This is a genomic window from Bacillus sp. LLTC93 (genome assembly GCF_002993125.1).
GTDB classification, from domain to species: domain Bacteria; phylum Bacillota; class Bacilli; order Bacillales; family Bacillaceae; genus Bacillus; species Bacillus zhangzhouensis.
This window is the reverse complement of record NZ_PVME01000001.1, coordinates 824,374-849,134: the sequence shown is the minus strand read 5'-3', so window position 1 is coordinate 849,134 and position 24,761 is coordinate 824,374. Positions and strand designations below refer to the sequence as shown.

Annotated in this window: 32 protein-coding genes and 1 riboswitch; of the genes, 29 read left to right on the top strand and 3 right to left on the bottom strand. The window is 41.5% G+C overall.

What is annotated here, in order from left to right:
* Positions 1-9 precede the first annotated feature (9 nt).
* The 7 genes from C6W18_RS04585 (at position 10) to C6W18_RS04555 (ending at position 8,255) form a co-directional block, all read left to right on the top strand.
* Positions 10-789 (top strand): enoyl-CoA hydratase, encoded by a 780-nt coding sequence (locus tag C6W18_RS04585; RefSeq protein WP_105926240.1) that lies wholly within the window; start codon positions 10-12, stop codon positions 787-789.
* A gap of 31 nt (positions 790-820) precedes the next feature.
* Entirely contained in the window at positions 821-1,594 is a 774-nt protein-coding gene (locus C6W18_RS04580; RefSeq protein WP_034320864.1) for an electron transfer flavoprotein subunit beta/FixA family protein, read from the top strand.
* A gap of 44 nt (positions 1,595-1,638) precedes the next feature.
* Positions 1,639-2,616: an electron transfer flavoprotein subunit alpha/FixB family protein gene (locus tag C6W18_RS04575; RefSeq protein ID WP_105926238.1), complete on the top strand. Its 978-nt coding sequence runs from the start codon at positions 1,639-1,641 to the stop codon at positions 2,614-2,616.
* 75 nt (positions 2,617-2,691) lie between these two features.
* Entirely contained in the window at positions 2,692-4,170 is a 1,479-nt protein-coding gene (locus C6W18_RS04570; protein WP_105926236.1) for an alpha-N-arabinofuranosidase, read from the top strand.
* Between the two features lie 246 nt (positions 4,171-4,416).
* Positions 4,417-4,731: a thioredoxin gene (trxA, locus tag C6W18_RS04565; RefSeq protein ID WP_034320855.1), complete on the top strand. Its 315-nt coding sequence runs from the start codon at positions 4,417-4,419 to the stop codon at positions 4,729-4,731.
* Between the two features lie 139 nt (positions 4,732-4,870).
* Positions 4,871-6,643, top strand: coding sequence for an excinuclease ABC subunit UvrC (gene uvrC / locus C6W18_RS04560; protein WP_034320852.1), 1,773 nt, complete (start codon positions 4,871-4,873; stop codon positions 6,641-6,643).
* 61 nt (positions 6,644-6,704) lie between these two features.
* A riboswitch (Lysine riboswitch) is annotated at positions 6,705-6,882 on the top strand.
* 137 nt (positions 6,883-7,019) lie between these two features.
* Positions 7,020-8,255: an aspartate kinase gene (locus C6W18_RS04555; RefSeq protein ID WP_105926234.1), complete on the top strand. Its 1,236-nt coding sequence runs from the start codon at positions 7,020-7,022 to the stop codon at positions 8,253-8,255.
* A 171-nt stretch (positions 8,256-8,426) separates the two neighbouring features.
* Here C6W18_RS04555 and C6W18_RS04550 read toward each other — a convergent pair whose 3' ends face one another.
* A complete protein-coding gene (locus tag C6W18_RS04550; RefSeq protein ID WP_003216293.1) occupies positions 8,427-8,870 on the bottom strand; it encodes a YslB family protein in 444 nt (147 codons plus the stop codon).
* Positions 8,871-9,153: 283 nt separating this feature from the next.
* Here C6W18_RS04550 and C6W18_RS04545 point away from each other — a divergent pair, with 283 nt between their 5' ends.
* The 5 genes from C6W18_RS04545 to C6W18_RS04525 all read left to right on the top strand — a co-directional run bounded on the left by C6W18_RS04545 (position 9,154) and on the right by C6W18_RS04525 (position 13,698).
* Positions 9,154-9,762, top strand: coding sequence for a succinate dehydrogenase cytochrome b558 subunit (locus C6W18_RS04545; protein ID WP_034320848.1), 609 nt, complete (start codon positions 9,154-9,156; stop codon positions 9,760-9,762).
* A 37-nt stretch (positions 9,763-9,799) separates the two neighbouring features.
* Positions 9,800-11,560, top strand: coding sequence for a succinate dehydrogenase flavoprotein subunit (sdhA, locus tag C6W18_RS04540; protein ID WP_105926233.1), 1,761 nt, complete (start codon positions 9,800-9,802; stop codon positions 11,558-11,560).
* A gap of 1 nt (position 11,561) precedes the next feature.
* A complete protein-coding gene (gene sdhB / locus C6W18_RS04535; protein ID WP_034320843.1) occupies positions 11,562-12,326 on the top strand; it encodes a succinate dehydrogenase iron-sulfur subunit in 765 nt (254 codons plus the stop codon).
* Positions 12,327-12,445: 119 nt separating this feature from the next.
* Positions 12,446-12,904 carry an acyl-CoA thioesterase gene (locus C6W18_RS04530; protein WP_105926231.1) on the top strand — a complete coding sequence of 153 codons (459 nt, stop codon included), beginning with the start codon at positions 12,446-12,448 and terminating at the stop codon, positions 12,902-12,904.
* A gap of 74 nt (positions 12,905-12,978) precedes the next feature.
* Positions 12,979-13,698, top strand: a complete 720-nt coding sequence (locus C6W18_RS04525; RefSeq protein WP_105926229.1) for a biotin--[acetyl-CoA-carboxylase] ligase — start codon at positions 12,979-12,981, stop codon at positions 13,696-13,698.
* Positions 13,699-13,725: 27 nt separating this feature from the next.
* Here the strand turns inward: C6W18_RS04525 and C6W18_RS04520 are convergent, their stop codons facing one another.
* Positions 13,726-14,856, bottom strand: coding sequence for a 2-methylaconitate cis-trans isomerase PrpF family protein (locus C6W18_RS04520; RefSeq protein WP_105926227.1), 1,131 nt, complete (start codon positions 14,854-14,856; stop codon positions 13,726-13,728).
* A 136-nt stretch (positions 14,857-14,992) separates the two neighbouring features.
* Between C6W18_RS04520 and C6W18_RS04515 the strand changes: the two genes are divergently transcribed.
* The 5 genes from C6W18_RS04515 to C6W18_RS20435 all read left to right on the top strand — a co-directional run bounded on the left by C6W18_RS04515 (position 14,993) and on the right by C6W18_RS20435 (position 19,142).
* On the top strand, positions 14,993-15,853 hold the full coding sequence (locus C6W18_RS04515; protein WP_105926225.1) for a LysR family transcriptional regulator: 861 nt from the start codon (positions 14,993-14,995) through the stop codon (positions 15,851-15,853).
* Between the two features lie 153 nt (positions 15,854-16,006).
* Positions 16,007-17,323, top strand: a complete 1,317-nt coding sequence (locus C6W18_RS04510; RefSeq protein ID WP_105926224.1) for a CitMHS family transporter — start codon at positions 16,007-16,009, stop codon at positions 17,321-17,323.
* Positions 17,324-17,530: 207 nt separating this feature from the next.
* Complete coding sequence (locus C6W18_RS04505; RefSeq protein ID WP_061409000.1) at positions 17,531-17,743, top strand: helix-turn-helix domain-containing protein; 213 nt, start codon at positions 17,531-17,533, stop codon at positions 17,741-17,743.
* 141 nt (positions 17,744-17,884) lie between these two features.
* Positions 17,885-18,988: an AimR family lysis-lysogeny pheromone receptor gene (locus C6W18_RS04500; protein ID WP_105926222.1), complete on the top strand. Its 1,104-nt coding sequence runs from the start codon at positions 17,885-17,887 to the stop codon at positions 18,986-18,988.
* Between the two features lie 19 nt (positions 18,989-19,007).
* Positions 19,008-19,142: a hypothetical protein gene (locus tag C6W18_RS20435; RefSeq protein WP_255222349.1), complete on the top strand. Its 135-nt coding sequence runs from the start codon at positions 19,008-19,010 to the stop codon at positions 19,140-19,142.
* A gap of 225 nt (positions 19,143-19,367) precedes the next feature.
* Here the strand turns inward: C6W18_RS20435 and C6W18_RS04495 are convergent, their stop codons facing one another.
* A complete protein-coding gene (locus C6W18_RS04495) occupies positions 19,368-19,796 on the bottom strand; it encodes a helix-turn-helix domain-containing protein (protein ID WP_105926220.1) in 429 nt (142 codons plus the stop codon).
* Positions 19,797-19,965: 169 nt separating this feature from the next.
* Between C6W18_RS04495 and C6W18_RS04490 the strand changes: the two genes are divergently transcribed.
* The 12 genes from C6W18_RS04490 (at position 19,966) to C6W18_RS04460 (ending at position 24,738) form a co-directional block, all read left to right on the top strand.
* Positions 19,966-20,169, top strand: a complete 204-nt coding sequence (locus tag C6W18_RS04490) for a helix-turn-helix domain-containing protein (protein ID WP_105926218.1) — start codon at positions 19,966-19,968, stop codon at positions 20,167-20,169.
* A gap of 81 nt (positions 20,170-20,250) precedes the next feature.
* Positions 20,251-20,403, top strand: a complete 153-nt coding sequence (locus C6W18_RS19955; protein ID WP_017367805.1) for a hypothetical protein — start codon at positions 20,251-20,253, stop codon at positions 20,401-20,403.
* A 60-nt stretch (positions 20,404-20,463) separates the two neighbouring features.
* On the top strand, positions 20,464-21,312 hold the full coding sequence (locus C6W18_RS04485) for a conserved phage C-terminal domain-containing protein (protein WP_105926216.1): 849 nt from the start codon (positions 20,464-20,466) through the stop codon (positions 21,310-21,312).
* A complete protein-coding gene (locus C6W18_RS04480) occupies positions 21,254-22,117 on the top strand; it encodes an AAA family ATPase (protein WP_223251620.1) in 864 nt (287 codons plus the stop codon). Before C6W18_RS04485 ends, C6W18_RS04480 begins: the two co-directional genes overlap by 59 nt.
* 105 nt (positions 22,118-22,222) lie before the next feature.
* Entirely contained in the window at positions 22,223-22,378 is a 156-nt protein-coding gene (locus tag C6W18_RS19950; RefSeq protein ID WP_189318027.1) for a DUF6906 family protein, read from the top strand.
* Positions 22,375-22,908: a hypothetical protein gene (locus C6W18_RS04475; protein ID WP_105926212.1), complete on the top strand. Its 534-nt coding sequence runs from the start codon at positions 22,375-22,377 to the stop codon at positions 22,906-22,908. The genes C6W18_RS19950 and C6W18_RS04475 overlap by 4 nt, the downstream gene beginning before the upstream one ends.
* Positions 22,874-23,017, top strand: coding sequence for a hypothetical protein (locus tag C6W18_RS19945; RefSeq protein WP_189318026.1), 144 nt, complete (start codon positions 22,874-22,876; stop codon positions 23,015-23,017). The genes C6W18_RS04475 and C6W18_RS19945 overlap by 35 nt, the downstream gene beginning before the upstream one ends.
* On the top strand, positions 23,017-23,151 hold the full coding sequence (locus C6W18_RS19860) for a BH0509 family protein (protein ID WP_142392784.1): 135 nt from the start codon (positions 23,017-23,019) through the stop codon (positions 23,149-23,151). The genes C6W18_RS19945 and C6W18_RS19860 overlap by 1 nt, the downstream gene beginning before the upstream one ends.
* 15 nt (positions 23,152-23,166) lie before the next feature.
* A complete protein-coding gene (locus C6W18_RS19940; protein WP_189318025.1) occupies positions 23,167-23,340 on the top strand; it encodes a hypothetical protein in 174 nt (57 codons plus the stop codon).
* Between the two features lie 70 nt (positions 23,341-23,410).
* Positions 23,411-23,620, top strand: a complete 210-nt coding sequence (locus C6W18_RS04470; RefSeq protein ID WP_035701916.1) for an XtrA/YqaO family protein — start codon at positions 23,411-23,413, stop codon at positions 23,618-23,620.
* Between the two features lie 33 nt (positions 23,621-23,653).
* On the top strand, positions 23,654-23,902 hold the full coding sequence (locus C6W18_RS04465; RefSeq protein ID WP_105926210.1) for a hypothetical protein: 249 nt from the start codon (positions 23,654-23,656) through the stop codon (positions 23,900-23,902).
* Positions 23,899-24,738 carry a phosphoadenosine phosphosulfate reductase domain-containing protein gene (locus tag C6W18_RS04460; RefSeq protein ID WP_105926209.1) on the top strand — a complete coding sequence of 280 codons (840 nt, stop codon included), beginning with the start codon at positions 23,899-23,901 and terminating at the stop codon, positions 24,736-24,738. Before C6W18_RS04465 ends, C6W18_RS04460 begins: the two co-directional genes overlap by 4 nt.
* Positions 24,739-24,761: the final 23 nt, after the last annotated feature.

Here is a 24,761-nt window from a genome sequence, read left to right as displayed (position 1 = left end):
ATGATTGACATGGAAAAGATACTCAGCTTACACCAAGAAGAACAAATAGCGCTCATCACGATTCAACATCCACCTGCAAACGCCTTATCTTCTCAACTGCTCACTGAGCTCAATGACATGTTTGACCAGCTCGAACAAAACGAAGAAGTGAGAGCCATTGTGATCCATGGAGAAGGCAGATTTTTTTCAGCAGGTGCCGATATTAAAGAATTTACGACCTTGCAGAAAGAGTCTGATTATGCGAGTCTTGCAGACCGAGGACAGCAAGTGTTTGAACGAATTGAACAATGTCCAAAACCAGTCATTGCCTCCATTCACGGAGCAGCATTAGGCGGCGGCCTTGAGCTGGCGATGTCCTGTGATATTCGAATCGCAACAAAAGATGCGAAGCTTGGGCTGCCGGAACTAAACCTTGGCATCATTCCAGGATTCGGCGGAACACAGCGCCTGCCTCGGTATGTTGGGTCTGCTAAAGCACTTGAAATGATGGGAACAGCTGAGCCGATTACAGGTGAAGAAGCACTTGCCTGCGGGCTTGTTTCAAAGCTGGCAGAAACAGAGGAAGAAGCGCTGAATGCAGCCAAAACACTAGCGGTGAAATTTGCAGCGAAAAGCCCTAAAACGCTCGAGTATGTGCTTGAGTTATTGAATGCGTCAAAAGTGTACTCATATGATGGTGGAATGAAGCTGGAAGCCAAAAAGTTTGGTGAGGTATTCCAATCAAATGACGCCAAAGAAGGCATCCAAGCCTTTATCGAAAAGCGCAAACCGAATTTTAAAGGGGAATAAGGGATCAGTACGACACAAGGGGGAGAAATGAATGAATATATTTGTTTTGATGAAGCGTACGTTTGACACGGAAGAGAAGATTTCCATTCAGTCTGGTGCAATTCAAGAAGATGGGGCAGAGTTCATTATTAATCCTTATGACGAGTACGCAATAGAAGAAGCGATTCAGCTTCGGGATGAGCACGGGGGAGAAGTGACTGTCGTGACAGTTGGCAGTGAGGATGCGGAGAAACAGCTAAGAACAGCACTTGCTATGGGCTGCGACCAAGCTGTTTTATTAAATGTTGAAGATGACTTGGAGGAGTGGGATCAATATTCCGCTTCTACCATTCTATATCACTATTTCAAGGATAAAGAGGCTTCCTTGATCTTAGCAGGAAATGTGGCGATTGACGGTGGGTCTGGACAGGTTGCCCCGCGCCTTGCTGAATTACTTGGATTTTCATATGTCACAACGATTACAAGCATTCAAATTGATGGCGATTCTGCTTCAATTGAACGGGATGCAGAGGGTGACGTGGAAGTGATTTCCGCCGAGCTCCCGCTTGTCGTCACAGCGCAGCAAGGTCTTAATGAGCCTCGTTATCCATCATTACCAGGCATTATGAAGGCAAAGAAAAAGCCTTTAGAAGAATTAGAACTAGATGATTTAGATCTCGATGAAGACGATGTGCCATATAAAATCAAAACGATTGAACGTTTCTTACCGGAGAAAAAAGAGGGTGGCAAGGTGCTGAGCGGTGAGCTTCAGGATCAAGTCAAAGAACTGACAGATCTACTAAGAAATGAAGCAAAAGTCATCTAAACATCCACTTTACGATATCACGAGAACAAGGGGGAGCTTAAAAGATGAGTAAAAAAGTTGTTGTACTTGGAGAAAGTCGTGACGGTAAATTAAGAAATGTGACATTTGAAGCAATTGCTGCCGCTCATCAAGTGGCTGATGGCGGTGAGGTCATTGGCGTGTTAATAGGGGATCACGTCAAAGAACAAGCAGATGAACTGCTTTACTATGGAGCGGATCATGTCATGATTGTGGAGCATCCGCACCTTTCATATTATACATCTGATGGTTTTGCGCAGGCGCTTCAAGCCATATTAGATCAGGTCAATCCGGATGCAGTGCTCTTTGGCCATACGTCTATTGGAAAAGACTTGTCACCAAAAATAGCAGCACGCCTGCAGACAGGATTGATTTCAGACGCGATCGATGTAAGCGTTGCCGGAGAACATCTCGTTTTCACTAGACCGATTTACTCTGGAAAAGCCTTCGAAAAAGTCATCTCGACGGATCGTCTACTTTTGGCTACCATTCGACCAAACAACGTGGCACCGCTTGAGCGGGATGCGTCACGAGGGGGAGAAGTCACTTCAATTTCTGTAGATATTCAGAACCTGCGAACGATCGTGAAGGAAGTCATTAAAAAAACGTCAGAAGGTGTAGACTTATCCGAAGCAAAAGTCATTGTCGCTGGAGGGCGAGGGGTCAAGAGCAAAGAAGGCTTTGAACCGCTAAAAGAACTCGCCCAAACGCTGGGCGCAGCAGTTGGTGCCTCGCGTGGAGCTTGCGATGCAGATTACTGTGATTATGCCCTGCAAATTGGTCAAACTGGTAAGGTCGTCACACCTGATCTTTATATTGCCTGCGGGATTTCAGGCGCGATTCAGCATTTAGCTGGAATGTCTAACAGTAAAGTCATTGTTGCGATTAACAAAGATCCAGAAGCTGAGATCTTCAAAATCGCCGATTACGGAATCGTTGGTGACTTGTTCGAAGTGGTCCCGCTTTTGAATGAAGAGTTAAAAAAGATGAATATCCACTCGTAACGCTCATACACTCAGAATGCCTAGGTATTCTGGGTTTTTTTGTATGTCATTATGAAACAAAGGAGCGGTTGACAAGTGAAGGGGACAGTAAAAGTCAATGACGTGATCGGACGCATTTCAAAACACATCTATGGACACTTTCAAGAGCACTTAGGAAGAGGGATTTATGACGGGATTTGGGTAGGAGAAGACTCATCAATTGAACATATTGAAGGGATTCGAACCGATGTGCTAAAGGCGCTTCAAGCATTACATATCCCGGTGCTTAGGTGGCCGGGCGGCTGTTTTGCAGACGAGTATCATTGGGCAAATGGCGTTGGTAATCTGAGTGAACGAAAGCCGATGGTGAACACTCATTGGGGAGGTACCGTTGAATCAAATGCGTTTGGTACACATGAATTTATGCGATTGTGTGAGTTACTTGAATGTGAGCCTTATATTTGCGGCAATGTTGGAAGCGGGACTGTTCAAGAATTAGCTGAATGGGTAGAATACATCACATTTCCTAAGGGAACTCCTATGTCCGATTGGCGTATTCAAAATGGAAAAAAAGAGCCTTGGAAGCTGACTTATGTTGGCGTAGGCAATGAAAGCTGGGGATGCGGTGGAAATATGACGCCTGAATACTATGCAGACCTATATAAACGCTACCAAACGTATGTGAGAGAGTTTGCTGGTAACCGTATTTACAAAATCGCTTGCGGCGCGAACTCAAATGACGTGAATTGGACAAAAGTATTAATGGAACGGGCTGCACCATGGATGGATGGGCTCAGTTTGCATTACTATACCGTTCCTGGTACATGGGAGAAGAAAGGGTCTGCGACTGATTTTAATGAGGATGAATGGTTTACAACGTTGAAAAAGGCCTATGAGATGGAGCGGCTTGTCATGGATCATGGGAAGGTCATGGATCGCTATGATCCAGACAAGCGAATTGGGATGATTATTGATGAATGGGGGACATGGTATGACCCAGAGCCAGGGACAAATCCAGGGTTTTTATATCAGCAAAACACACTGAGAGACGCCCTTGTCTGTGCGCTGCATTTTCATATATTTCACCGTCATTGCCAGCGGATTCACATGGCGAATATTGCCCAGACGGTCAATGTCCTGCAAGCGATGGTGTTAACGAAGGACGAAAAGATGATTCTGACCCCTACCTATCATGTATTTCACATGTTTCAAGTGCATCAAGAGGAAGAAGCACTTGAAGTGGAGTTTGATTCACCACCGTATGAACGCCGAGGTGAAAAAATTCCTCAGGTCAGTGTGTCAGCCTCGCGTTCATCTGACAAGATGCATATTAGTTTTTGTCATCTGAATCCATATGAAAAAGCAGAGGTATCCCTTGCAATAGAGGGGATTGATCCACAAACCACTGCCACTGGCCGCGTGCTGACAGCTGATCGGATGAATGCGCACAATACATTTGATGATCCTCATTCCGTTCAGCCTGCGGATTTCCATCAATTCACGGCAAAATCCGGCGAATTAACCATAGATCTCCCGCCTATGTCGGTTGTGATGATGACTGTCGATCTGACTTGATCGCATATTTCGATGTTTGATGAGAAGAATGTTGGGGCATCATACATTGTAAATGAAGCGGAAAGGGAGTTATGTCATATGCTTAGAACCATTCTGATGATCATCGGTGCGATTGTTGTTATTGGTGCGATTATACGGTTTGTTTTTTAATTCATTTCATAAAAAAAGATTCGTAAGCATTTCATTCGCAAGTCACATTGGTAGATGCTATACTAAAAATCATAATTTACATTGGAGGAATGAATAATGGCAATCGTAAAAGCTACTGACGCAACATTTTCACAAGAAACTGCAGAAGGTGTTGTTCTTGCAGACTTTTGGGCACCATGGTGCGGACCTTGTAAAATGATTGCTCCAGTTCTTGAAGAACTTGATCAAGAAATGGGCGATAAAATGAAAATTGTAAAAGTTGATGTAGACGATAACCAAGAAACTGCTGGTAAATACGGCGTGATGAGTATCCCAACACTTCTTGTTTTAAAAGACGGTGAAGTCGTAGAAACGTCTGTTGGTTTCAAACCAAAAGAAGCACTAGCTGAGCTTGTCAACAAACATCTATAAATCCATCTATGCCAATGAGGCATGACCACTGAAGCGGTTCTCGTATAGACGAGAGCCGCTTTTCTTTCAACATGGTATAAAACAAATGTTCGTGATACACTAGAAGGAGTGAAAGAGGAAAACAAGGACGGATGAAAATATGAACAAACTGATCAAAGAAAAGCTGTCAGTCCTGCCTGATCGACCAGGCTGTTACTTAATGAAAGATAGACAAAATACGGTCATCTACGTGGGGAAGGCAAAAGTTTTAAAAAATAGAGTACGCTCTTATTTCACTGGATCTCATGATGCCAAAACGCAGCGGCTTGTCAGTGAAATTGAGGACTTTGAATACATTGTGACCTCATCTAATATTGAGGCACTGATTTTAGAGCTAAATTTAATTAAAAAGTATGACCCAAAATACAATGTCATGCTCAAGGATGACAAGACGTATCCCTTTATTAAAATTACGAATGAACGGCACCCTAAGCTGATCGTTACCCGCAATGTGAAAAAGGATAAAGGGAGATACTTCGGTCCATATCCGAACGTACAAGCAGCAAGAGAAACCAAAAAGCTGCTTGACCGCTTATATCCACTAAGAAAATGTGCGACACTCCCTGATCGTGTCTGTCTTTATTATCATCTTGGTCAATGTCTCGCGCCATGTGTGTATGACATTTCTGAAGAAACGAATAAACAGCTCGTGGATGAAATCACCAGGTTTCTAAATGGAGGGCACCAGCAAATCAAAAAAGAACTAACCGAAAAGATGCAGGAAGCGGCCGAACAATTAGAGTTTGAGCGGGCAAAAGAACTGAGAGATCAAATCGCTTACATCGACTCAACGATGGAAAAGCAGAAAATGACAATGAGTGATTTATCAGATCGAGATGTATTTGCGTATGCCTATGATAAGGGCTGGATGTGTGTCCAAGTCTTTTTCATCAGACAGGGGAAATTGATTGAACGTGATGTCAGCCTGTTCCCTATGTATCAAGACCCTGAGGAAGAATTCCTCACGTTTTTGGGGCAATTTTATGAAAAGAACAACCACTTCCTGCCGAAGGAAATTTTAGTGCCAGACAGCGTAGATCAAGAGATGATCGAGCAATTGCTTGAGACGAACGTTCACCAGCCGAAAAAAGGAAAGAAAAAGGATTTGCTTTTACTTGCACACCAAAACGCCAAAATCGCCCTGAAAGAAAAATTCTCGCTCATTGAGCGCGATGAAGAAAGGACGATTGGAGCGGTGAAGCAGCTCGGGGATGCACTTAATATTTATATGCCATACCGGATCGAGGCATTTGATAACTCAAATATTCAAGGAGCGGACCCTGTTTCCGCCATGGTTGTCTTTCAGGACGGGAAGCCATATAAAAAGGAATACCGGAAATACAAAATCAAAACTGTCGCAGGGCCAGATGATTATGCATCCATGCGCGAAGTCATCAGAAGACGATATACACGTGTGTTAAAGGATGAGCTGCCGCTGCCAGATTTAATTTTAATTGACGGAGGAAAAGGCCAAATCAACGCAGCCATAGACGTGCTTGAAAATGAATTGAATCTGTCTGTTCCAGTGGCAGGTCTTGTGAAAGATGAAAAACATCGGACATCGAATCTCATGATGGGTGATACACTTGAAATTGTTGCGCTGGAGCGTAACAGTCAAGCCTTTTATTTATTGCAGCGTATTCAAGATGAAGTGCACCGGTTTGCCATTAGCTTTCACCGGCAGCTACGCGGAAAAAATGCATTCCAGTCTATTTTAGATGATGTACCAGGCATTGGAGAAAAGCGTAAAAAACAGCTCCTCAAACATTTTGGCTCTGTGAAAAAGATGAAAGAAGCCTCTGTCCAAGATTTTCAGGAGGCTGGCATTCCGAAACAAACGGCCGAACTTTTAATGGAGGCATTAAAAAAATAGATTGTACTTTTTCCAAAAGTCTGTTAAGATGTGACTAATTTAATAAATGAACGTGTTGTTTGTTGAAGATAGAGGTGCGAACTTCAAGAGTAGGCCTTCAGAGATCGATGGGATCTAGGAAGAGGGCTGAAAGGGGAGCGTCGCCGAAGTGAATAAAATCCACTCATTTTATTCGCTGGCTGTACATTGAAGAAATGTAGGGCTGTCAAGAATTTATTTCTTGGAGGGCTATCTCATTGTTTGCATCTTTTGATGATTTCAAAGCAATGGGAGATTTGTTCTCTCATTGCTTTTTTTATTTGCAGTGAGTGGGCAGTCTCCAAAGCCGCTTCTTGCTCTTCTCTCACACGTGATCTTTTGAAAAAGGGTGGTAGACATGGGACTAATCGTACAAAAATTTGGCGGAACATCCGTTGGATCGACAGAAAAAATTCGCAAAGCCGCAGAGAGAGTCATCAATGAACGTAAGGCAGGTCATGATGTGGTCGTGGTTGTGTCGGCGATGGGCAAATCAACTGATGTTCTAGTAGACCTTGCCAAAGAACTCACAGATGATCCAAGCAATAGAGAAATGGATATGCTGCTAACAACTGGGGAGCAAGTGACCATTTCATTATTAGCGATGGCGCTGCAAGCAAAAGGCTATGATGCCATTTCCTTTACAGGCTGGCAGGCTGGTATGAAAACAGAGCAGGTGCACGGAAATGCAAGAATCGTGGACATCGATGAATCAAGAATCAAAGAGGAACTAAGTGCGGGGAAAGTCGTTGTGGTAGCAGGCTTCCAAGGAATTGCAGATGACCTACATATCACAACACTTGGACGCGGTGGATCAGATACGACGGCTGTAGCACTTGCTGCTGCATTAAAAGCCGACAAATGTGATATATACACAGATGTACCAGGTGTGTTTACGACAGATCCACGTTATGTACCGTCCGCGCGAAAACTTGCAGGAATTTCATACGATGAGATGCTCGAGCTGGCCAATTTAGGGGCAGGCGTTTTGCATCCGAGAGCCGTCGAGTTTGCGAAAAATTATCAAGTCCCACTAGAAGTCCGTTCTAGTATTGTAAATGAATCGGGTACGTTAATTGAGGAGGAATCATCCATGGAACAAAATTTAGTCGTAAGAGGAATTGCATTTGAAGATCAGATGACACGCGTGACGGTGTGCGGCCTTTCAAGCGGTTTAACAACATTGTCGACCATTTTTACGACGCTTGCTAAGCAAAATATCAATGTTGATATCATCATTCAGTCCGTCTCAAGCACAAATCAGACTTCCATCTCTTTCTCTGTGAAAACGGATGATTTGTCCAAAACAGTTGAAGTGCTAGAAGAATATAAAGGGGCGCTCGGCTATGAGCAGATTGAGACAGAAAGCAAATTAGCCAAAGTATCCATCGTTGGCTCTGGTATGGTTTCAAACCCAGGCGTCGCTGCTGAAATGTTCGCCGTTTTAGCTCAAAAAGACATTCAAGTAAAAATGGTTAGTACGTCTGAGATCAAAGTCTCAACAGTGGTTAGCCGTGATGATATGGTCAAAGCGGTGGAAGCCCTGCATGATGCATTTGATTTATCGAAAGTGAGCGCAGCTGCTCATTCTTAAAAAATAAAAAGAGGTGTATCTCCATGAAAGAGTGCATCTCTTTTTTATATTTGTACCGGGTGCATATCAAGAATGGAACATGTGCATAAACCTATTCACTAAGTATGCTATGATAGAAGGAGACATATAAAAAAAGGCGTGACCGGTAGTCCTCGCCTTTCAGAAGAAGTGTTAGCTAGGGTCTCTTAAATCCCATTTAACGGTTAAAATGACTTTATCAGCACGCTTTTTCACTTGCTCATAGGATTCAGCAACATGCTCATTGAGAAGCTGAATCTGTTCAGCAATAAAACCTGCCTCCATTTGAAAGCATGGCTCTTTTTGATAGGTGAGTCGATTCGATACAAGTGGACCTTCGAGCTCAAACTCAATTTCCTGTTTTTTAGAATGGACCATCGTAAGAGTCCCCCATCCGGCATCATGGAAAAATTCGGGGATTTTCTCCCATGACTCTTGAGGGAATTTACGAGCAAGTAGCTTACCCGCAAAATACATCATAGATGAATGATCCTGACCAAGAATGTCAGGCAGCAGAACTTCGCGTATCAGCTCGTAGGCAAATCCATTGACTTCAATTTCTTTTAGCTGTTCTAAGTTAGATTCAAATTTATTCATTGTACGGCTCCCCTCTTTCAACAATTTATTATAGCTTATGTGGGCATATGATGACAGAGTTTTCCCTGAAGTCTAAGAAATTCTTATTGTAATAAAACGAATTTTGATTTAAAACTTTTAAATTTCGGAAAATTTTAATTTATGTACGCGGTTTCTTGACGCTTATTTGACATAGGAGTAAAATGAAATTGTCAATAAATTTGAATAAAGTGCTTACATTTGAAAGAAGCGGGGGTAAGACAAATTTCAAGCAATTGCACTTTTTTTACTAGGGGGTAAAGTAATGTCGGGGAACAAAGAATTTTTTTATCGGAGATTGCATTCTTTGCTTGGCGTCATTCCGGTCGGTCTATTTTTAGTACAGCACTTAGTGATTAACCACTTTGCGACGAATGGACCAGAGGCGTTTAACAAAGCTGCACACTTTATGGAACAGCTTCCATTCAGGTATGCACTTGAGCTGTTCGTGATTTTCTTACCACTGATCTATCATGCTGTTTATGGGGTGTACATAGCCTTTACGGCACAAAACAACACGTCTCGCTTCAGTTACTTAAGAAACTGGTTGTTCAGACTGCAAAGGGTTACTGGTATCATCACATTGATTTTTATCACTTGGCACGTATGGGAAACACGAATTCAAGCGCAGCTTGGAGCGGAAGTAAACTATGACATGATGGCGAATATTTTAAGCTCTCCATTTATGCTAGGTTTCTATATTGTCGGCGTTTTATCTACTATTTTCCACTTTGCTAATGGCTTGTGGTCATTTGCTGTCAGCTGGGGAATTACCGTTTCACCACGCTCACAAAGAATCTCCACATATGTGACATTAGGTATATTTATAGCGCTTTCATATGTAGGGCTAAGAGCAATTTTCGCTTTTGTTTAAGAGGAAATAGATTAGTAGAAGAGGGAGAGGGGCTACAATGAGTAATTCTAGCATCATCGTTGTCGGAGGCGGCTTAGCTGGTCTCATGGCAACTATAAAAGCAGCAGAAGCGGGAACAGCTGTTAAACTATTTTCAATCGTACCTGTAAAACGTTCGCATTCAGTATGTGCACAGGGCGGAATCAACGGAGCGGTGAATACAAAAGGTGAAGGGGATTCACCTTATGAGCATTTTGATGACACGGTATATGGCGGAGATTTCTTAGCCAACCAGCCGCCAGTAAAGGCAATGTGTGAAGCAGCGCCGTCCATTATCCACTTACTTGATCGTATGGGTGTTATGTTTAACAGAACACCAGAGGGATTACTGGACTTCCGCCGCTTCGGGGGAACACAGCACCACCGTACAGCATTTGCTGGTGCCACAACGGGTCAGCAGCTATTATACGCACTGGATGAGCAGGTTCGCCGCTATGAAGTAGCAGGGCTTGTCACGAAATATGAAGGCTGGGAATTCCTTGGCGCTGTTTTAGATGACGAGGAAGTATGCCGAGGCATTGTGGCGCAGAACTTGACGACAATGGAAATTGAATCCTTCCGTTCAGATGCAGTTATCATGGCAACAGGCGGTCCTGGAATCGTGTTCGGTAAATCAACGAACTCCATGATCAATACTGGATCAGCTGCATCAATCGTTTATCAGCAAGGTGCTCATTATGCAAATGGAGAATTCATTCAAATTCACCCAACAGCGATCCCAGGAGATGACAAGCTTCGTCTCATGAGTGAATCGGCTCGTGGTGAAGGCGGACGTGTTTGGACATATAAAGACGGGAAGCCTTGGTACTTCCTTGAAGAAAAATACCCAGCATATGGGAACCTTGTACCGCGTGACATTGCAACGCGTGAAATCTTCGACGTATGTGTTGAGCAAAAGCTTGGCATCAACGGAGAGAACATGGTATACCTTGATCTTTCTCACAAAGATCCAAAAGAGCTTGATATTAAGCTTGGTGGAATCATTGAAATCTATGAAAAATTCATGGGGGATGACCCGCGTAAGCTTCCGATGAAAATTTTCCCTGCTGTTCATTACTCAATGGGCGGACTATGGGTCGATTATGATCAAATGACAAATATTAAAGGCTTGTTCGCTGCCGGAGAATGTGATTACTCTATGCATGGCGGAAACAGACTTGGAGCGAACTCATTGCTTTCTGCAATTTACGGCGGAATGGTCGCAGGACCAAATGCTGTGAAATACATTAACGGTCTTGAAAAGTCAGCAGAAGACCTTTCTTCTGCAACATTTGACAGCGCCGTGAAGAAAGAGCAGGAGAAATGGGACAACATCCTTAGCATGGATGGAACAGAAAATGCGTACGTGCTTCATAAAGAGCTTGGAGAATGGATGACGGATAACGTGACAGTGGTTCGTTACAATGACAAACTCTTAAAAACAGATCAGAAGATTGAAGAACTGATGGAGCGCTATAAGCATATCAACATCAACGATACAGCATCATGGAGCAACCAAGGCGCTGCCTTCACGCGTCAGCTTGACAACATGCTTCAGCTGGCAAGAGTCATTACGATCGGGGCATACAACCGGAATGAAAGCCGAGGCGCACACTATAAACCGGAATTCCCAGAAAGAAACGATGAAGAATTCCTAAAAACAACGATGGCTACGTTCAAAGGGAAAAATCAGAAGCCTGCATTCCACTATGAGGACGTCGATGTATCGTTAATTGCACCTCGTAAACGAGATTACTCGAAGAAAAAGGTGGAGAAATAAGATGAGTGAAAAAAACACGATTCAATTCATTATCACACGTCAAGATACAGCAGATGGAAAGTCTTATGATGAGGAATTCGAAATCCCTTACCGTCCGAATATGAACGTCATTTCCGCACTCATGGAAATTAGACGTAATCCAGTCAATAAACAAGGTGAAAAAACAACGGCCATCAACTGGGATATGAACTGTCTTGAAGAGGTGTGTGGAGCTTGTTCCATGGTCATTAATGGAACACCGCGCCAGTCGTGTACAGCCTTGATTGACAAGTTAGAGCAGCCGATCCGTCTCCAGCCGATGAAGACATTCCCGGTTGTGAGAGACTTGCAGGTTGATAGAAGCCGCATGTTTAATTCCTTGAAAAAAGTCAAAGCATGGGTGCCGATCGATGGCACATATGACCTTGGGCCTGGACCAAGAATGCCTGAGAAGAAGCGTCAATGGGCGTATGAGCTGTCTAAATGTATGACATGTGGTGTCTGCCTTGAAGCTTGTCCAAACGTGAACGATAAGTCTTCCTTTATGGGCCCTGCACCGCTTTCACAAGTTCGTTTATTTAACGCACATCCGACAGGTGCGATGAATAAGTCTGACCGTCTAGAAGAAATTATGGGTGATGGCGGTCTAGCGAACTGCGGGAACTCCCAAAACTGTGTGCAGGCTTGTCCGAAAGGAATCCCGCTGACAACGTCAATTGCAGCACTAAACCGAGATACAACCTTACAAGCTTTCCGTAACTTCTTCGGAAGCGATCACGCAGAATAACATCACATTCAGTCCTCTTTGCCAATCATGATGAGTGTTTAAAGAGGCTGGATGCAACACATAACAAACGCCTCTTCCATACGGGAGAGGCGTTTGTTTGCGAATAAGGAGTAGATCAAATGAGACTGCCGTCATATATTGAAGAACCCTTTGAACAATGGAGAGCATCCTTTCGATTTTATGTGGAAACGACTGTCCGTTTTTCAGAAACAGATATGTTTGGCCACATGAACAATGTCACCCCTTTTGTGTATTTCGAAGAGGCGCGGATTGCCTTTTTTCAAAAAACAGGGCTTGTTGATAAACGAATGAAACGCGCGCGAGAGACCATCACGGTCGTTGCAAACCTGCAATGTGATTACATCAAACAAGTGGAGATCGGTGAGAGGCTTCGTGTGTATGTAAAGCCGGAAAAAGTCGGATCAAGCTCCCTCATCCTTCATTACCTAGGAGAAAATGAACAGCAGGAACCATGCTTTACAGGCTCTGTGACCATGGTGCAAATTAGTAAAGACACAGGCGCATCTGTCCCATTTACAGAAAAAGAAAAAGAGACATTTCAGGCTCAGCGAAATTAACGGTTGATCAAACGTGTATGCTTCGTTTTGTTATAATAAAAAAATCATATCAAGAAGAAACAAAAGGAGAACACATGAAGATTTTTCAATATGACACCATTGATAGTACAAATAATGAAGCGAAAAGGCTTATTCAACAAGGAGAAGTGCCTTCATTTGCCGTCTATGCCCGGCAGCAGACAGCAGGAAGAGGGAGGCTCGGCAGACCGTGGGAAACGCCTACAGGGAATGTCGCTGTGACCATGGCGGTCATGCCGCCAGAAAATCTCTCCACCCAATCAACGATTGCCCCGGTGACGGCACTAGCGATCTATGATGTACTCAAACCACTCATGAGAGCTGAGGATCAGCTGGCGATCAAATGGCCAAATGATATTCTCATTAATGAAGCAAAAGTATCCGGCACATTGATTGAAGCGGACCGCAGCGCCATCTATATCGGTGTTGGCATCAATGTAGAGACAAAGCCGGAACATGTCCCGTACAAAACCATTTGCTTATCAGAGCTTGCAGAGGTGAAAGCTGATCAGCTTGTGAAAGAACTGGCAGTGGCTTTTGAAAAATACCATACACGCTGGCAGAATGAAGGATTTGAAGCACTCACTGCCCTTTACAACAAACGGTTATTTCGTCTGAATCAACCGCTTCGTATCTCATTAGATCGTGAAAAACAAACATGGCAGGAAGGTATTTGCTGCGGGGTCAACCACTATGGTCATCTCCAGTTAAAAGATGAGCAAGGGCATATAAAAGCCCATTCTGCCGGAGATATTGATGCACCGCCCCAGCATTAAAAAAAGCAGACGATGTTCTCGTCTGCTTTAGGCTTCTCTTTTAATGTGAGGCTGAACCATATAGTCTTGTTTCGTAAAGACGACTCCGTCCAGAATTTCTCTTGCGGTTCGAATGACCTTGACTCTGTTTTGGGACATGTCAATTTCAGTTTGCATGATACCAGCAGGATGCCCAATTCGAAGCGTTTCATTTTGACCGTGATAAATCTGTGCAGGAAGCGTTTGTTCCATAAAGCAGCTGGCTGACACGCAGACAGACCCGGTAATGGCAAGTGCTTGGTGCGGTCTTTGCATCGATAGCATACGAACGATGATGTCCATATCTGCTGCTCTTCTCAAGATTCCATTTGTGTCTACATAATCAGCTGGCTCACTAATAATCGCAAGCTTTGGAACAGCTGGAGACTGTAATGTCGCCATTTCCTTTGGAGCGAAGTGACACATTTCAGCAGCAATGGAACGAATCTCCTCCATATCATTCAGTAATGCTTCAGTAAACTCCTCAGGCAATTCTGTTCCTTTTAAATGAATATCCTTCGCACGAATAAAGGCAATCGGGTTTGCGATGTCAATGATCGAGATGGGAATCTCTCCGAACTTTGTTTGAATTGTATCAATGCGGTTCCCAGTTGGAAAGGTTTTACCTGTGACAGCGCCCTCAGGCTTCTCAAAGGATAAATAAATGGGAGAACCTGTCCCTTTTACTCCTGGAATTTCTGCATGTCCTTCAAATTTAACCTCACCATTTTCAACTTCTACCTCTGCCACAATGATTTTATTCGTGTTGGTATTGAGAATACGTACAGTCGTGATAGGCTCAACCGCTTGAACAAACCCTTTAATGATGGCATATGGGCCTACAGCTGATGAGATATTCCCGCAGTTTCCTTTAAAGTCGACATATCTTTCATTAATGCTGACTTGTGCAAATGTATAGTTTACATCAGCATCTGGACGAGTGGCTTTGTCAATAATCGCCACCTTGCTTGTTAAAGAATTACCTCCGCCGATTCCATCAACCTGCAGCCGGTCAGGACTGCCCATAATGTCTAAAAGAAATGCCTCGAGCTCATCGTGTTCATAGGGTGCATCTTTTGCTTGAATGAATACCCCTTTGCTTGTACCGCCTCGCATGATTGTGATTGGAACTTTTCTCATTGCTCTCACCCTCAATTTTTTAATTAACTGTTTATCTAACCAAAATGGTAAAGTATAATAAGAAATAAGTTAAATACATTATTTTAAAAGGAATCGATAAAAAAATTTTATAACTAGTAAAAAAGGAGGGCAAACAATGGATGAAAAGGATTGGCGGTTTCTAAAGGTACTTTATGAAGAAAAGAACATCACAAAGGCGGCAGAAAAATTATTTGTTTCGCAGCCTGCCTTAAGCTATCGATTGAAACAGCTTGAAGAGGAGTTTGATATGAAGCTTTTCTTCAAAAGAAAACGAGGGATTGAATTTACGTCAGAGGGCGAGTACTTGGCTGAATACGCAAATGACATGCTCAAACAGCTCCAGCAAACGAAAGATGGCATGCTCAATATGCAAGAAAAGGTCAAAGGAACGATCCGGTTAGGGGTCTCAAGTAATTTTGCCCAGTATAAACTGCCAGAAATTTTAAGAGAATTTTCTAAGCAGTATCCACATGTTCAATTTATGGTGAACACGGGCTGGAGCACAAAAGTAATGGATTTGTTAGGAACATCGAGTGTGCACTTAGGGATTTTAAGAGGAGATTACGACTGGAATGGAGAGCGGTTTTTGCTCGATAAAGAGCGGCTTTGTATCATTTCAAAATCAGAAATACAGCTAAAGGATCTCCCGAAGCTGCCGCTCATTGATTATCATACGGACAGTTCATTAAAACGATTGATTAACAGATGGTGGCAGGAAACATTCACTATGCCGCCGCTTGTGACAATGGAGACAGACCGTCAGGATACATCGAAAGAGATGGTGAAGCATGGACTGGGCTATGCCATTGTCCCAGAAATTTGTCTCAGACCAAGTGATGAGTTATTTGTAAAAGGGCTTTCGTATAAAGATGGACAGCCTGTTTTAAGAGATACATGGCTTATGTACCAGCCAGACTCCCTTCATTTATCTGTTGTGAAAGCATTCATTGAGTTTTTAAGAAGCCAGCAAGGCTGATTATAAAAGAAATTTATTGAATAAACGAAAAAATCAATATTTTCATTATAAAAAAAGCTATTATATCCTTGAAATAGAAAGCGCTAACATTCAGATCACAAGTGCAAAGGGGCGCTTGTTGATCGTGTAAAGAAGAGGATGGAGGGATATAAAGTGCTAGCTATTTTAGGGATCTTGATGGTCTTAACATTTACATTTCTCATTATGACAAAACGTATGCATCCGGTGGTAGCTCTAACCGTTGTACCTATCATATTTGCATTGATCGGGGGCTTTAACAGCGGATTAGGGGACATGATGCTTGATGGACTCAAAACGGTTGCACCATCAGCTGCTTTATTGTTATTTGCGATTTTGTTCTTCGGTGTCATGCTGGATGCGGGATTATTTGATCCTCTGATTAAACTCATTCTACGTATTGTGAAAGGTGATCCTGTCAAAATTGCTTTTGGGGTAGCGATTTTGTCTATGCTTGTTGCATTAGATGGTGATGGGACCACAACGTACATGATTACAGTGTCAGCTATGTTGCCACTTTTCTTAAGAATTGGGATGAACCCTCTGATTTTAGGAACGATCTCATTATTATCATTAGGAATTATGAGCGGTATGACGCCTTGGGGTGGTCCAGCTACTCGTGCAATCGCTGCGCTTGGATTAGATGCCGCTGAATTTTTTATTCCATTACTCCCGACGATGTTAGGGGGCGCTCTTTTTATACTTTTTACTGCATATGTACTTGGGAAAAAAGAACGGAAGCGAATTGGTATTGCTGAGATTCAGCACAAAGAAGAGGTATCCATCTCTCCTGAATTAGCTGCGTCAATTGAGGATGGCGTTGAGGATATGAAGAGACCAAATCTGATTTGGGTCAACTTTTTCCTGACGATTGCTGTCATGGCCACGCTTGTCTTAGACATCGTACCGATTCCTGTCCTCTTTTTAATTGGATTCGTCATCGCTCTCATGATCAACTATCCAAAGGTTGAAGACCAGCGCGAGAGAATTTTATCGCATGCTGGGAATGCATTAACGGTTATTACGCTTGTATTTGCAGCAGGGATTTTCACAGGAATCTTTTCGGGAACAAAAATGGTGGAGTCAATTGCCAATTTGGTGATTTATATGATTCCGGATTCCTACAGCTCATTTTTCCCGCTAATTGTCGCTTTGACGAGTATGCCATTTACATTTGTTCTTTCAAATGATGCTTATTATTTCGGAGTGCTGCCAATCTTGGCTGAAGCCGGTGCAGCTTATGGAATTGATCCGGTGGAGATTGCGCGTGCCTCTATTATCGGACAGCCTGTCCATTTACTAAGTCCTCTTGTGGCCTCAACCTTACTGCTTGTCAGTATGCTGAACAAAGATATTGGTGATTTGCAAAAATACGCACTGTTATGGACGGTGTTAACCGCCCTGTTTACAACACTCATTGCGCTTTTAACAGGAGCCATTTCTATATTTTAAATGCTTGTTTGACAAAGGACGATGTCTCGGGTAGGAGACTCGTCCTTTTTTGTGCGGGTTGAAGGGGAGGAAATTGGACGCTGATCTGCGGGAATTCTTGATTTTAACGTCACCTACCTCTGGTACGCGGCATATGATATCTCGACTATACAGAATCCCATTCTATAGAGACTAGAGCTCTCACCTTAGCAAGGAGGGTTACAATACTTGAAGGAGAAAGAGTTTCAATCCAAGCCGCTATTAACCAAAAGAGAAAGAGAAGTATTTGAATTGCTCGTCCAAGATAAAACAACAAAAGAAATTGCAAGCGAGCTATTTATTAGCGAAAAGACTGTTCGAAATCATATTTCGAATGCTAAGCATACCTTTTGCAAATTAATTCCTCGATCAATTAAAATAACTCCAAAAGTCATCTGTTAATAAGTTACACAAAAGGATTATAATTGTACTATGAGAAATAATTACTTATATATTAGAGCAAAAATTCATACTTCTGCGACAATTTCCGACAACATTTTTTTGTACTATATGTTAAATTTAACAATGATAAGGTGATCATATATGACAAGTACAATCGCGAAAGACTTACGGACGTATTTACGGAACTCAATCGAAATGTCTAAAGAAAGTCAAAAACAAGTTGCTACAAAACTGGGTATAAGCAGTAGTTATTTAAGCAAATTTTTAAATGGCAAGGATGTCTCGTTCTGGATTGTTCATAAGATCATTAATTACATTGACAAAGAGAACGAAGTTGAACTTATTTTTAATTATTTTAGAGAAGGCATTAGTTCCAAAAATTTTCCTGCTGCTTTAGAATATTGTTATTCCAAGCAATTGTACGATTATACAAGTGTTCTTGCACAGGAGTACAAAAATAAAAGAAATTCAAAAACTCAGGAATTATGTTCTTTATATTCGTTAATGTTAGAGTCAAGATTTATATTCGAAAGTAATACTTTTTTAGATAACCTGAGAAATTTCAAAACCACCTTTTTGGAAACTGAAATTATGGTGAAGGTCTTACAAGTCTATTACTATTATTTGAACGGCCATTATGATTTAACTATTTATACGATTGATCAAATAAATGACTTGTTGTTTCAGGTTAATGATCCGTTTCTAAAAATGGCATACGGTGCTAGGGTAGATGAAATTCAAGTCAATATTTACTTGAAGCAAAAAACAGAATTAATACAATCACGAAAAATCGCTAACAGAATTTTGGATAGGAATTTCAGCACAGCTCACAACATTACTGCTTATCACATTTTAGGTCTTTCGTATTTTCCAGAATCCTATGAACAGTCAATTTCTTATTATCTTAAATGTATTGAACTTTATTCGAAATTTCCTGATAGACAGGCTGAAATTCTGGAAAATAAAGAAGAAATATCGTTTCTTCAAAAGTACTGGAATAAAAGAATTCATGACGAATTCGCAGTAAGTGAATTCTCCATGTTATTAAAACATGATGGGGATTTAAGCAAATATTACAAAGATGAGAGATATAATAAATATGCGCTTTTTTTTGATGGAATAAAAGAATCTTCAACAGAAAAATTGCTATTATCACATCATTATTTTTCGAAAACCAAAGATTATTTTAGGGCAAGTTTCCCAAAAAATGAATTGAATAGAATTGGATTTAAGTATACACTCTAAGAGTTAGGGGGTGCTATACATGACTAAACGTTTCAATGTAATTGTTTTAACACTTACACTAGGAGCAACAATAGTTGTTTCGGAAATTCACTCACTTATCACTAACAACCCAGAGACAGTATATGAAACAAAAGACGTAAGACCTGGAATGTAAATATAAGATATGAAAAAGACGCTACCTATAATCAGGTATCGTCTTTCGTGTTTTCTGGGGAAGTTTCCTGTTTTCAAAAATAACGAAAACAGGAAATTATTTTAAATATTTCTAATATGGATTAAAATATAAACAGAACAAATGTTCCTTGGAGGGAAGAGAAATGGCTATAAAATATGAAGAATTAATGGAAATCTTAGAAGCAATAAAAAAAGAAGATCAAAATCAATCCTCTTCAGGTGAATCGTCTTCAAAAAATTTAGCCTTAGAAGCTCTGTAATTTTTAAGGGCATCTAACATGAAATTACGCTCATCATCTGTTATTTGTTTGCCATCTGCATCTATAATGTTTGCATTTTTGATATTCTCAAGAGTTAGTTCTTTCGCGAAAACTACTTTCTCAGCTTCTTTACCCATTTTTTCAAGTTCGCTCGGATCAGTCACAAAGTAGGTGGGATCAACATTGAAAAAATCTGCAAGTTTTGTCAAAGCTTCCAAAGAAGGACTTTTGATTTTACCCGTTTCAAGTTTTGATAGATAGCCGTTACTTAAACCAACTTCTTGAGCAAGCTTTCTAATAGACAGTTTGGGTTTATACTCTTGTCTTAGTCTTTTTAAGTTTATTCCGATTAACTCATTTTTCTTGTTATCCATAAAATAAAGTCACCTCGATTTAACGCCACTGATTAGTAACAACATATTAATTATATCATGTTTAAGATTCCTATAAGAAACATTTATGAAATTTATGGTTGCACTAAAAGCAGAAGGATGATATATTTTATTTTCGCTTCCTATAAGAAGCGTTTAGGAGGTGAAAACGATGGTCCATGAAACTTCTACTTTTGCAGAAAAGATTAAAAAACTAAGGTCAGAAAGAAATGAAACTCAACGGCAATTTGGCTTGGTTACAGGGTTTTCTAGCTCTTATATTTGTAAGTTGGAAAAAGGGAAAGCTAATCCGTCGCACTCTTCTTTAGTTCAACTAAGTGAAAAATTAAATTTGCCACCGGCTTATTTTTTTTAAAGAGAGTGCTTCCTATAGTGATCAAAATTCGGAGGGCAGTCCTATTGTCCACATTGCATATTATGTTTCGAGGTGATCTTTATGGCTAAGAAAAAGCAAAAGAGAAAAAGCAACCTGTTTCTCGGAGAAGTTTTCTTTGGAACAGAAGACAGAGAAAAACTTTTTACTGAGGCTGTGGCGCCTTATTACACACCAGTAAAAAAAGAAAAGAACAAAAAAACTAAAGAGGCTTGAAACATTTGTTTCACCTTTTTTTGAAGGACAAGCCTAATCATAAAAAGAGGTGAGTAACTCGTGGCAAAATTTCGCCAAGTCTATACAACATTTTGGAATGATCCGAAGGTTACTGAAGAAATGACACCAGAGGACAGGTACTTTTATTTGTATCTTATTACTAATCCAAATACTACTCAAATTGGTGTGTACTCAATTACAAAAAAACAAATGGCTTTTGATTTAGGGTATTCCATCGAATCAATAAACAGCCTTATGGATCGATTCGAAAACCACCATAAACTAATTGTTTATAACAACGAAACAAGAGAATTAGCTATAAAAAATTGGGCTAAATACAACCTGAATAAAGGTGGAAAACCAGTACTGGATTGTGTTGCAAAGGAGTTAAGAGAAATCAAAGATAAATCGCTAATTCGACTGGTTTATGAATACGTGAAAAATGACAGTATCAAGGTGTTGTTTGAACGATACGCCGACGACTCGTCAACGATACGCCGACGACAAGTGGACAATAAGAAGAATAATAATAAGAAGAATAAGAAGAATAATAAAGATATATTGTCGGGGAACCCGACTGCGGATGAATCAGAAATCCCATTCAAACTCATAACGGATCTTCTAAACCAAATGTCTGACAAAAATTATCGTCACACAACACCAAAGACACAGCAACTAATAAAAGCAAGATGGAACGAGGGATTCAGATTCGAGGATTTTAAAAAGGTCATCTTAGCAAAATGCTTTGAATGGCGTGATAACCCTGACATGAGTAAATTCCTTCGTCCCGAAACACTTTTCGGAACAAAATTCGAAGGTTACTTAAACAACAGTGATGAGGTGATAAAGCGTGCTCAGCATAAAGGCGGTGGCAGCCGAAATAACCGACAAAATGACCTTCCATTCTGATTACTGTAATAAGCATACATACACCCGTGGCAGTGAAGATTTTGTAAAACCTGTCCGAATGATGGTCATGAATGGGAAAGTTATTTGCCCTCGATGTGAACTGGAAGAAGAGTCAAAGAAATTGCAAAAAGACTTAGAAAGCCAAATTGAATATAGCCAGCGGCAGAAAAAATTTAACACGTTGGAAAAACGAAGCATGTTCAGGGATCGAACTGTCTCACGAGCAACGTTTGATAATTACGATGTTTCTGAGCCAGAAGAGACAAATAATAAAAATCGCATGATGGATCTTGTTAAACACTTGCAACAAGGTGAAGTGTTCAACATTTTTTTGCAGGGCCATCCGGGAGTGGGGAAGAGTCACCTTGCATATGCAGCACTTAGAGAACTTAATGTGCCTCCTGATCCCGACAACCCTAAAGACAAAGGGCGATCCTGTTTGTTTATCAATATGGAAGATGCTGCTACAGCTATTAAAGATTCATTCAGCAACAAAGAGAGCAAGTACACAGAAGCATATGTGACTCAGTTGATGGGTGAAGCCGATTATCTCGTAATAGATGACATCGGTGCAGAAACAGGGTCAGAACATTCGGATAGTAAAGCCAGTGATTTCATTCATCGTCTCATCTACAAAGTAACATCTGCTCGGCAGGATAAAGTGACGATCTATACAACAAACCTCACTAGCGAAAAGCTGTATCAAATGTATGACAGCAAGCTAGTATCACGCATCACCCAAAAGCAGCAATACATCATTTTTAAAGACACATCGGACAAGCGCAAAGAAGTATTGCCATTCTAAGGGAGTGTAAACCATGAGCAAAATCACATCTGAGAAAGTTGATAGTTTAATAGATCACCTGCAAGCAAGTCTGAGTGACTTTGAAAAACACAAGGAGGAACCATCATGAAAAAAGGCGGTAGAAAGCCCACAAGAGCCGAAAGGAAGATTCTGGTAATAAATGGGTTGAACCCACTTTATTGGCTCGTAGAAAAGAATCTGACGACATCTGTGCATATTGTGCATAAAGAGGTTGGGCGCAGAAAGGAAATTGCGAAATGAGTGTCACTAGAATCATTTTGGAACATATGAATTTCGAATGGACGATTGTCGGTCTTAAACGTTTTCTTGATTATTGGTACGAAGGAAGATCAGTCGATGAAATGGCGGAGTTATTTAACCGTCCGGCAGAAGAAGTATTGTTGCTGATGATTGATTTCAGCAAGCGTGGAAAGATCAAGGAGCGTCCGAACGGTGTCGGCGCAAACGAGCCTATGTATATCAAAAAAAGCGCAATGAGCTACAAAAAAAGAGATCTACGCAAGCTGTTTGAACAACAACCGGTTTACTACGCTTGTCCGCACAGTGATTTCATATGGGATGAGAAAGACATCATTTTATTTAGACAAATGTGGCAGGATCATGAGCCGATCAGACACATGGCCAATCGTTTAGCCCGCAATGTCGATGACATCCTGTTGCTGATTATAGATCAAGCCGAGTTAGGCAAGATCGAACCACGTAAGGGTGGGATTTTTGGAAAGGGGGACAAGCTACGTGAAGAAAAAAAGCGCCTTGTTGCTGCCATTTGAGAAAGCCACAGCGCGTCAGCTGGAAGTGATTGCGAGATATGAAGATTGTCCGACACAGCTAAAAACAGCAGCAGTTCGCCACCTCAAAAAGAGAGGAGGCATCAAGTGATGACCAGTGACGAAAGAGAGTTAATGATCGAGTGGTTGAGTCTCACAAACGTTGGTCGCGAATATTGCGAAAAACTATCAGACAAAGAACTCGAAAGAATCTATAATCTCAACGTTCCGCAGCGTGACGAATAAGAGGAGGTGAGCTTATTGGAAAAAGTAAAAAATCCATACAAATCGGGTCCAGTCAAAGCGTGGGTTATGTCAGAGGAAGAACTAACAGCTTATAGGCAGCAACATCCACCCAAGCCATATAAAAAGAGACTCAAACGTAAAGACTGGCGTTGGCAGCGCACAGATCAATCCGTCGAGTCTCAGCGGTAAGAATTCACATCAGTTCAATGTGAGTAATTAAACTTAGGAACTTTAATTATATCACATTGGAGTGAAGATTGTGAATAGACCGCAGACTATCTCATTAACAAAAAACGAGCCTTTCACAACATTAGTTGAACAAGGCAAGGTACAAGTGATCGTGCTGGACGGGATCAACAACACAGCGCATTACATAGAGGCTCCCGAACACGGTCACACAATCATTGAAACGATTAAAGGGAGTTTTGACCGAGTTAGATTTGATTTCAGTTATAAAACTAAACGATAGCAGGGGTTCATCCCCTGCGGGGGAGGAAATACCATGAATTTACCTAAACATGTCGAGCTTTCGCAGGCCGTCAAAGCCTGCAAAAACAAAGCGATGACGATTGATGATGCAGCTGCATATATAGGCGTGCCGAAATTTTTCGTACCAGTGCTTGCTGACTACTGCCCTGACCTAATCATTGAGGGGAATGTCGTTATGGCAAAGCGTGAGTCAAACGGACCTGTCGTCTTCACACTGCTGGCTTTCATGGGGATTATTGCTGTCGCTGGGTTGATGCAATGATTAAGCAGCAATACGATGACGGCAAAAAACATATACACGTCTTATCATACGGCGGCGGCACTCAATCAACTGCATTACTCTTGATGGCTCTGAAAGGAGAGATTAAAGGGGTAATACCAGACTACATCATCTTTTCGGATACCGGATGGGAGCCAAAGCACGTTTACAACTGGATCGAGAAAATAAACAAGCATATAAAGGCTACTTACGGCAGGGAAATCATCTTCTGTGATAACGGAAATATTCGTGATGACATTGTAGAAGGTTCCGAGACAGGAAATAGATTCGCAAGCATTCCCTTTTTCACAAAAGATAAGAATGGAGAAATCGGCATCGCTCGCCGCCAGTGTACAAACGAATACAAGATATTACCGGTAAATCGAAAAATCCGTTCTTTGCTTGGGTACAAGCCGAGACAAAGGATTAAAGAAGTTGTCCACCTATGGAAAGGCATAAGCACCGATGAAATACAAAGGGTTAAGCCAAGTCGGGAAAGCTGGCAAGTGGCAGAGCATCCTTTGGTCGATGTGGCTTTTATAGATCGGTCACGCTGCATTACATATGTTGAGCGTGAAGGACTCGGAACACCTGCGAAATCAAGTTGTATCGGATGCCCGTTTCATGACTTCAACGCGTGGCGTGATATGAAAATGAAAGATCAAGAGTCATGGCAAGATGCGGTGGAAATTGACCGCCTTATAAGGAAACTACCACGACTTAAAAATAATGCTTTCCTGCACAAGTCAGGTAAACCTTTGGAAGAAGTTGATTTTAACGAGGATCAGCTTGATATAGACCACTTTTTGAACGAATGCGAAGGAATGTGCGGAGGATAAAACAGCCTAGCGGCTTAGGAGGA

Excerpts from the sequence above, each read along its gene's own strand:
- C6W18_RS04585 (WP_105926240.1), top strand. The coding sequence starts at position 10 with ATGGAAAAGATACTCAGCTTACACCAAGAAGAACAAATAGCGCTCATC.
- C6W18_RS04580 (WP_034320864.1), top strand. The coding sequence starts at position 821 with ATGAATATATTTGTTTTGATGAAGCGTACGTTTGACACGGAAGAGAAG.
- C6W18_RS04575 (WP_105926238.1), top strand. The coding sequence starts at position 1,639 with ATGAGTAAAAAAGTTGTTGTACTTGGAGAAAGTCGTGACGGTAAATTA.
- trxA (WP_034320855.1), top strand. The coding sequence starts at position 4,417 with ATGGCAATCGTAAAAGCTACTGACGCAACATTTTCACAAGAAACTGCA.
- uvrC (WP_034320852.1), top strand. The coding sequence starts at position 4,871 with ATGAACAAACTGATCAAAGAAAAGCTGTCAGTCCTGCCTGATCGACCA.
- C6W18_RS04555 (WP_105926234.1), top strand. The coding sequence starts at position 7,020 with ATGGGACTAATCGTACAAAAATTTGGCGGAACATCCGTTGGATCGACA.
- C6W18_RS04550 (WP_003216293.1), bottom strand. The coding sequence starts at position 8,870 with ATGAATAAATTTGAATCTAACTTAGAACAGCTAAAAGAAATTGAAGTC.
- C6W18_RS04545 (WP_034320848.1), top strand. The coding sequence starts at position 9,154 with ATGTCGGGGAACAAAGAATTTTTTTATCGGAGATTGCATTCTTTGCTT.
- sdhA (WP_105926233.1), top strand. The coding sequence starts at position 9,800 with ATGAGTAATTCTAGCATCATCGTTGTCGGAGGCGGCTTAGCTGGTCTC.
- sdhB (WP_034320843.1), top strand. The coding sequence starts at position 11,562 with ATGAGTGAAAAAAACACGATTCAATTCATTATCACACGTCAAGATACA.
- C6W18_RS04530 (WP_105926231.1), top strand. The coding sequence starts at position 12,446 with ATGAGACTGCCGTCATATATTGAAGAACCCTTTGAACAATGGAGAGCA.
- C6W18_RS04525 (WP_105926229.1), top strand. The coding sequence starts at position 12,979 with ATGAAGATTTTTCAATATGACACCATTGATAGTACAAATAATGAAGCG.
- C6W18_RS04520 (WP_105926227.1), bottom strand. The coding sequence starts at position 14,856 with ATGAGAAAAGTTCCAATCACAATCATGCGAGGCGGTACAAGCAAAGGG.
- C6W18_RS04515 (WP_105926225.1), top strand. The coding sequence starts at position 14,993 with ATGGATGAAAAGGATTGGCGGTTTCTAAAGGTACTTTATGAAGAAAAG.
- C6W18_RS04500 (WP_105926222.1), top strand. The coding sequence starts at position 17,885 with ATGACAAGTACAATCGCGAAAGACTTACGGACGTATTTACGGAACTCA.
- C6W18_RS20435 (WP_255222349.1), top strand. The coding sequence starts at position 19,008 with ATGACTAAACGTTTCAATGTAATTGTTTTAACACTTACACTAGGAGCA.
- C6W18_RS04495 (WP_105926220.1), bottom strand. The coding sequence starts at position 19,796 with ATGGATAACAAGAAAAATGAGTTAATCGGAATAAACTTAAAAAGACTA.
- C6W18_RS04490 (WP_105926218.1), top strand. The coding sequence starts at position 19,966 with ATGGTCCATGAAACTTCTACTTTTGCAGAAAAGATTAAAAAACTAAGG.
- C6W18_RS19955 (WP_017367805.1), top strand. The coding sequence starts at position 20,251 with ATGGCTAAGAAAAAGCAAAAGAGAAAAAGCAACCTGTTTCTCGGAGAA.
- C6W18_RS19950 (WP_189318027.1), top strand. The coding sequence starts at position 22,223 with ATGAAAAAAGGCGGTAGAAAGCCCACAAGAGCCGAAAGGAAGATTCTG.
- C6W18_RS04475 (WP_105926212.1), top strand. The coding sequence starts at position 22,375 with ATGAGTGTCACTAGAATCATTTTGGAACATATGAATTTCGAATGGACG.
- C6W18_RS19860 (WP_142392784.1), top strand. The coding sequence starts at position 23,017 with ATGACCAGTGACGAAAGAGAGTTAATGATCGAGTGGTTGAGTCTCACA.
- C6W18_RS04465 (WP_105926210.1), top strand. The coding sequence starts at position 23,654 with ATGAATTTACCTAAACATGTCGAGCTTTCGCAGGCCGTCAAAGCCTGC.
- C6W18_RS04460 (WP_105926209.1), top strand. The coding sequence starts at position 23,899 with ATGATTAAGCAGCAATACGATGACGGCAAAAAACATATACACGTCTTA.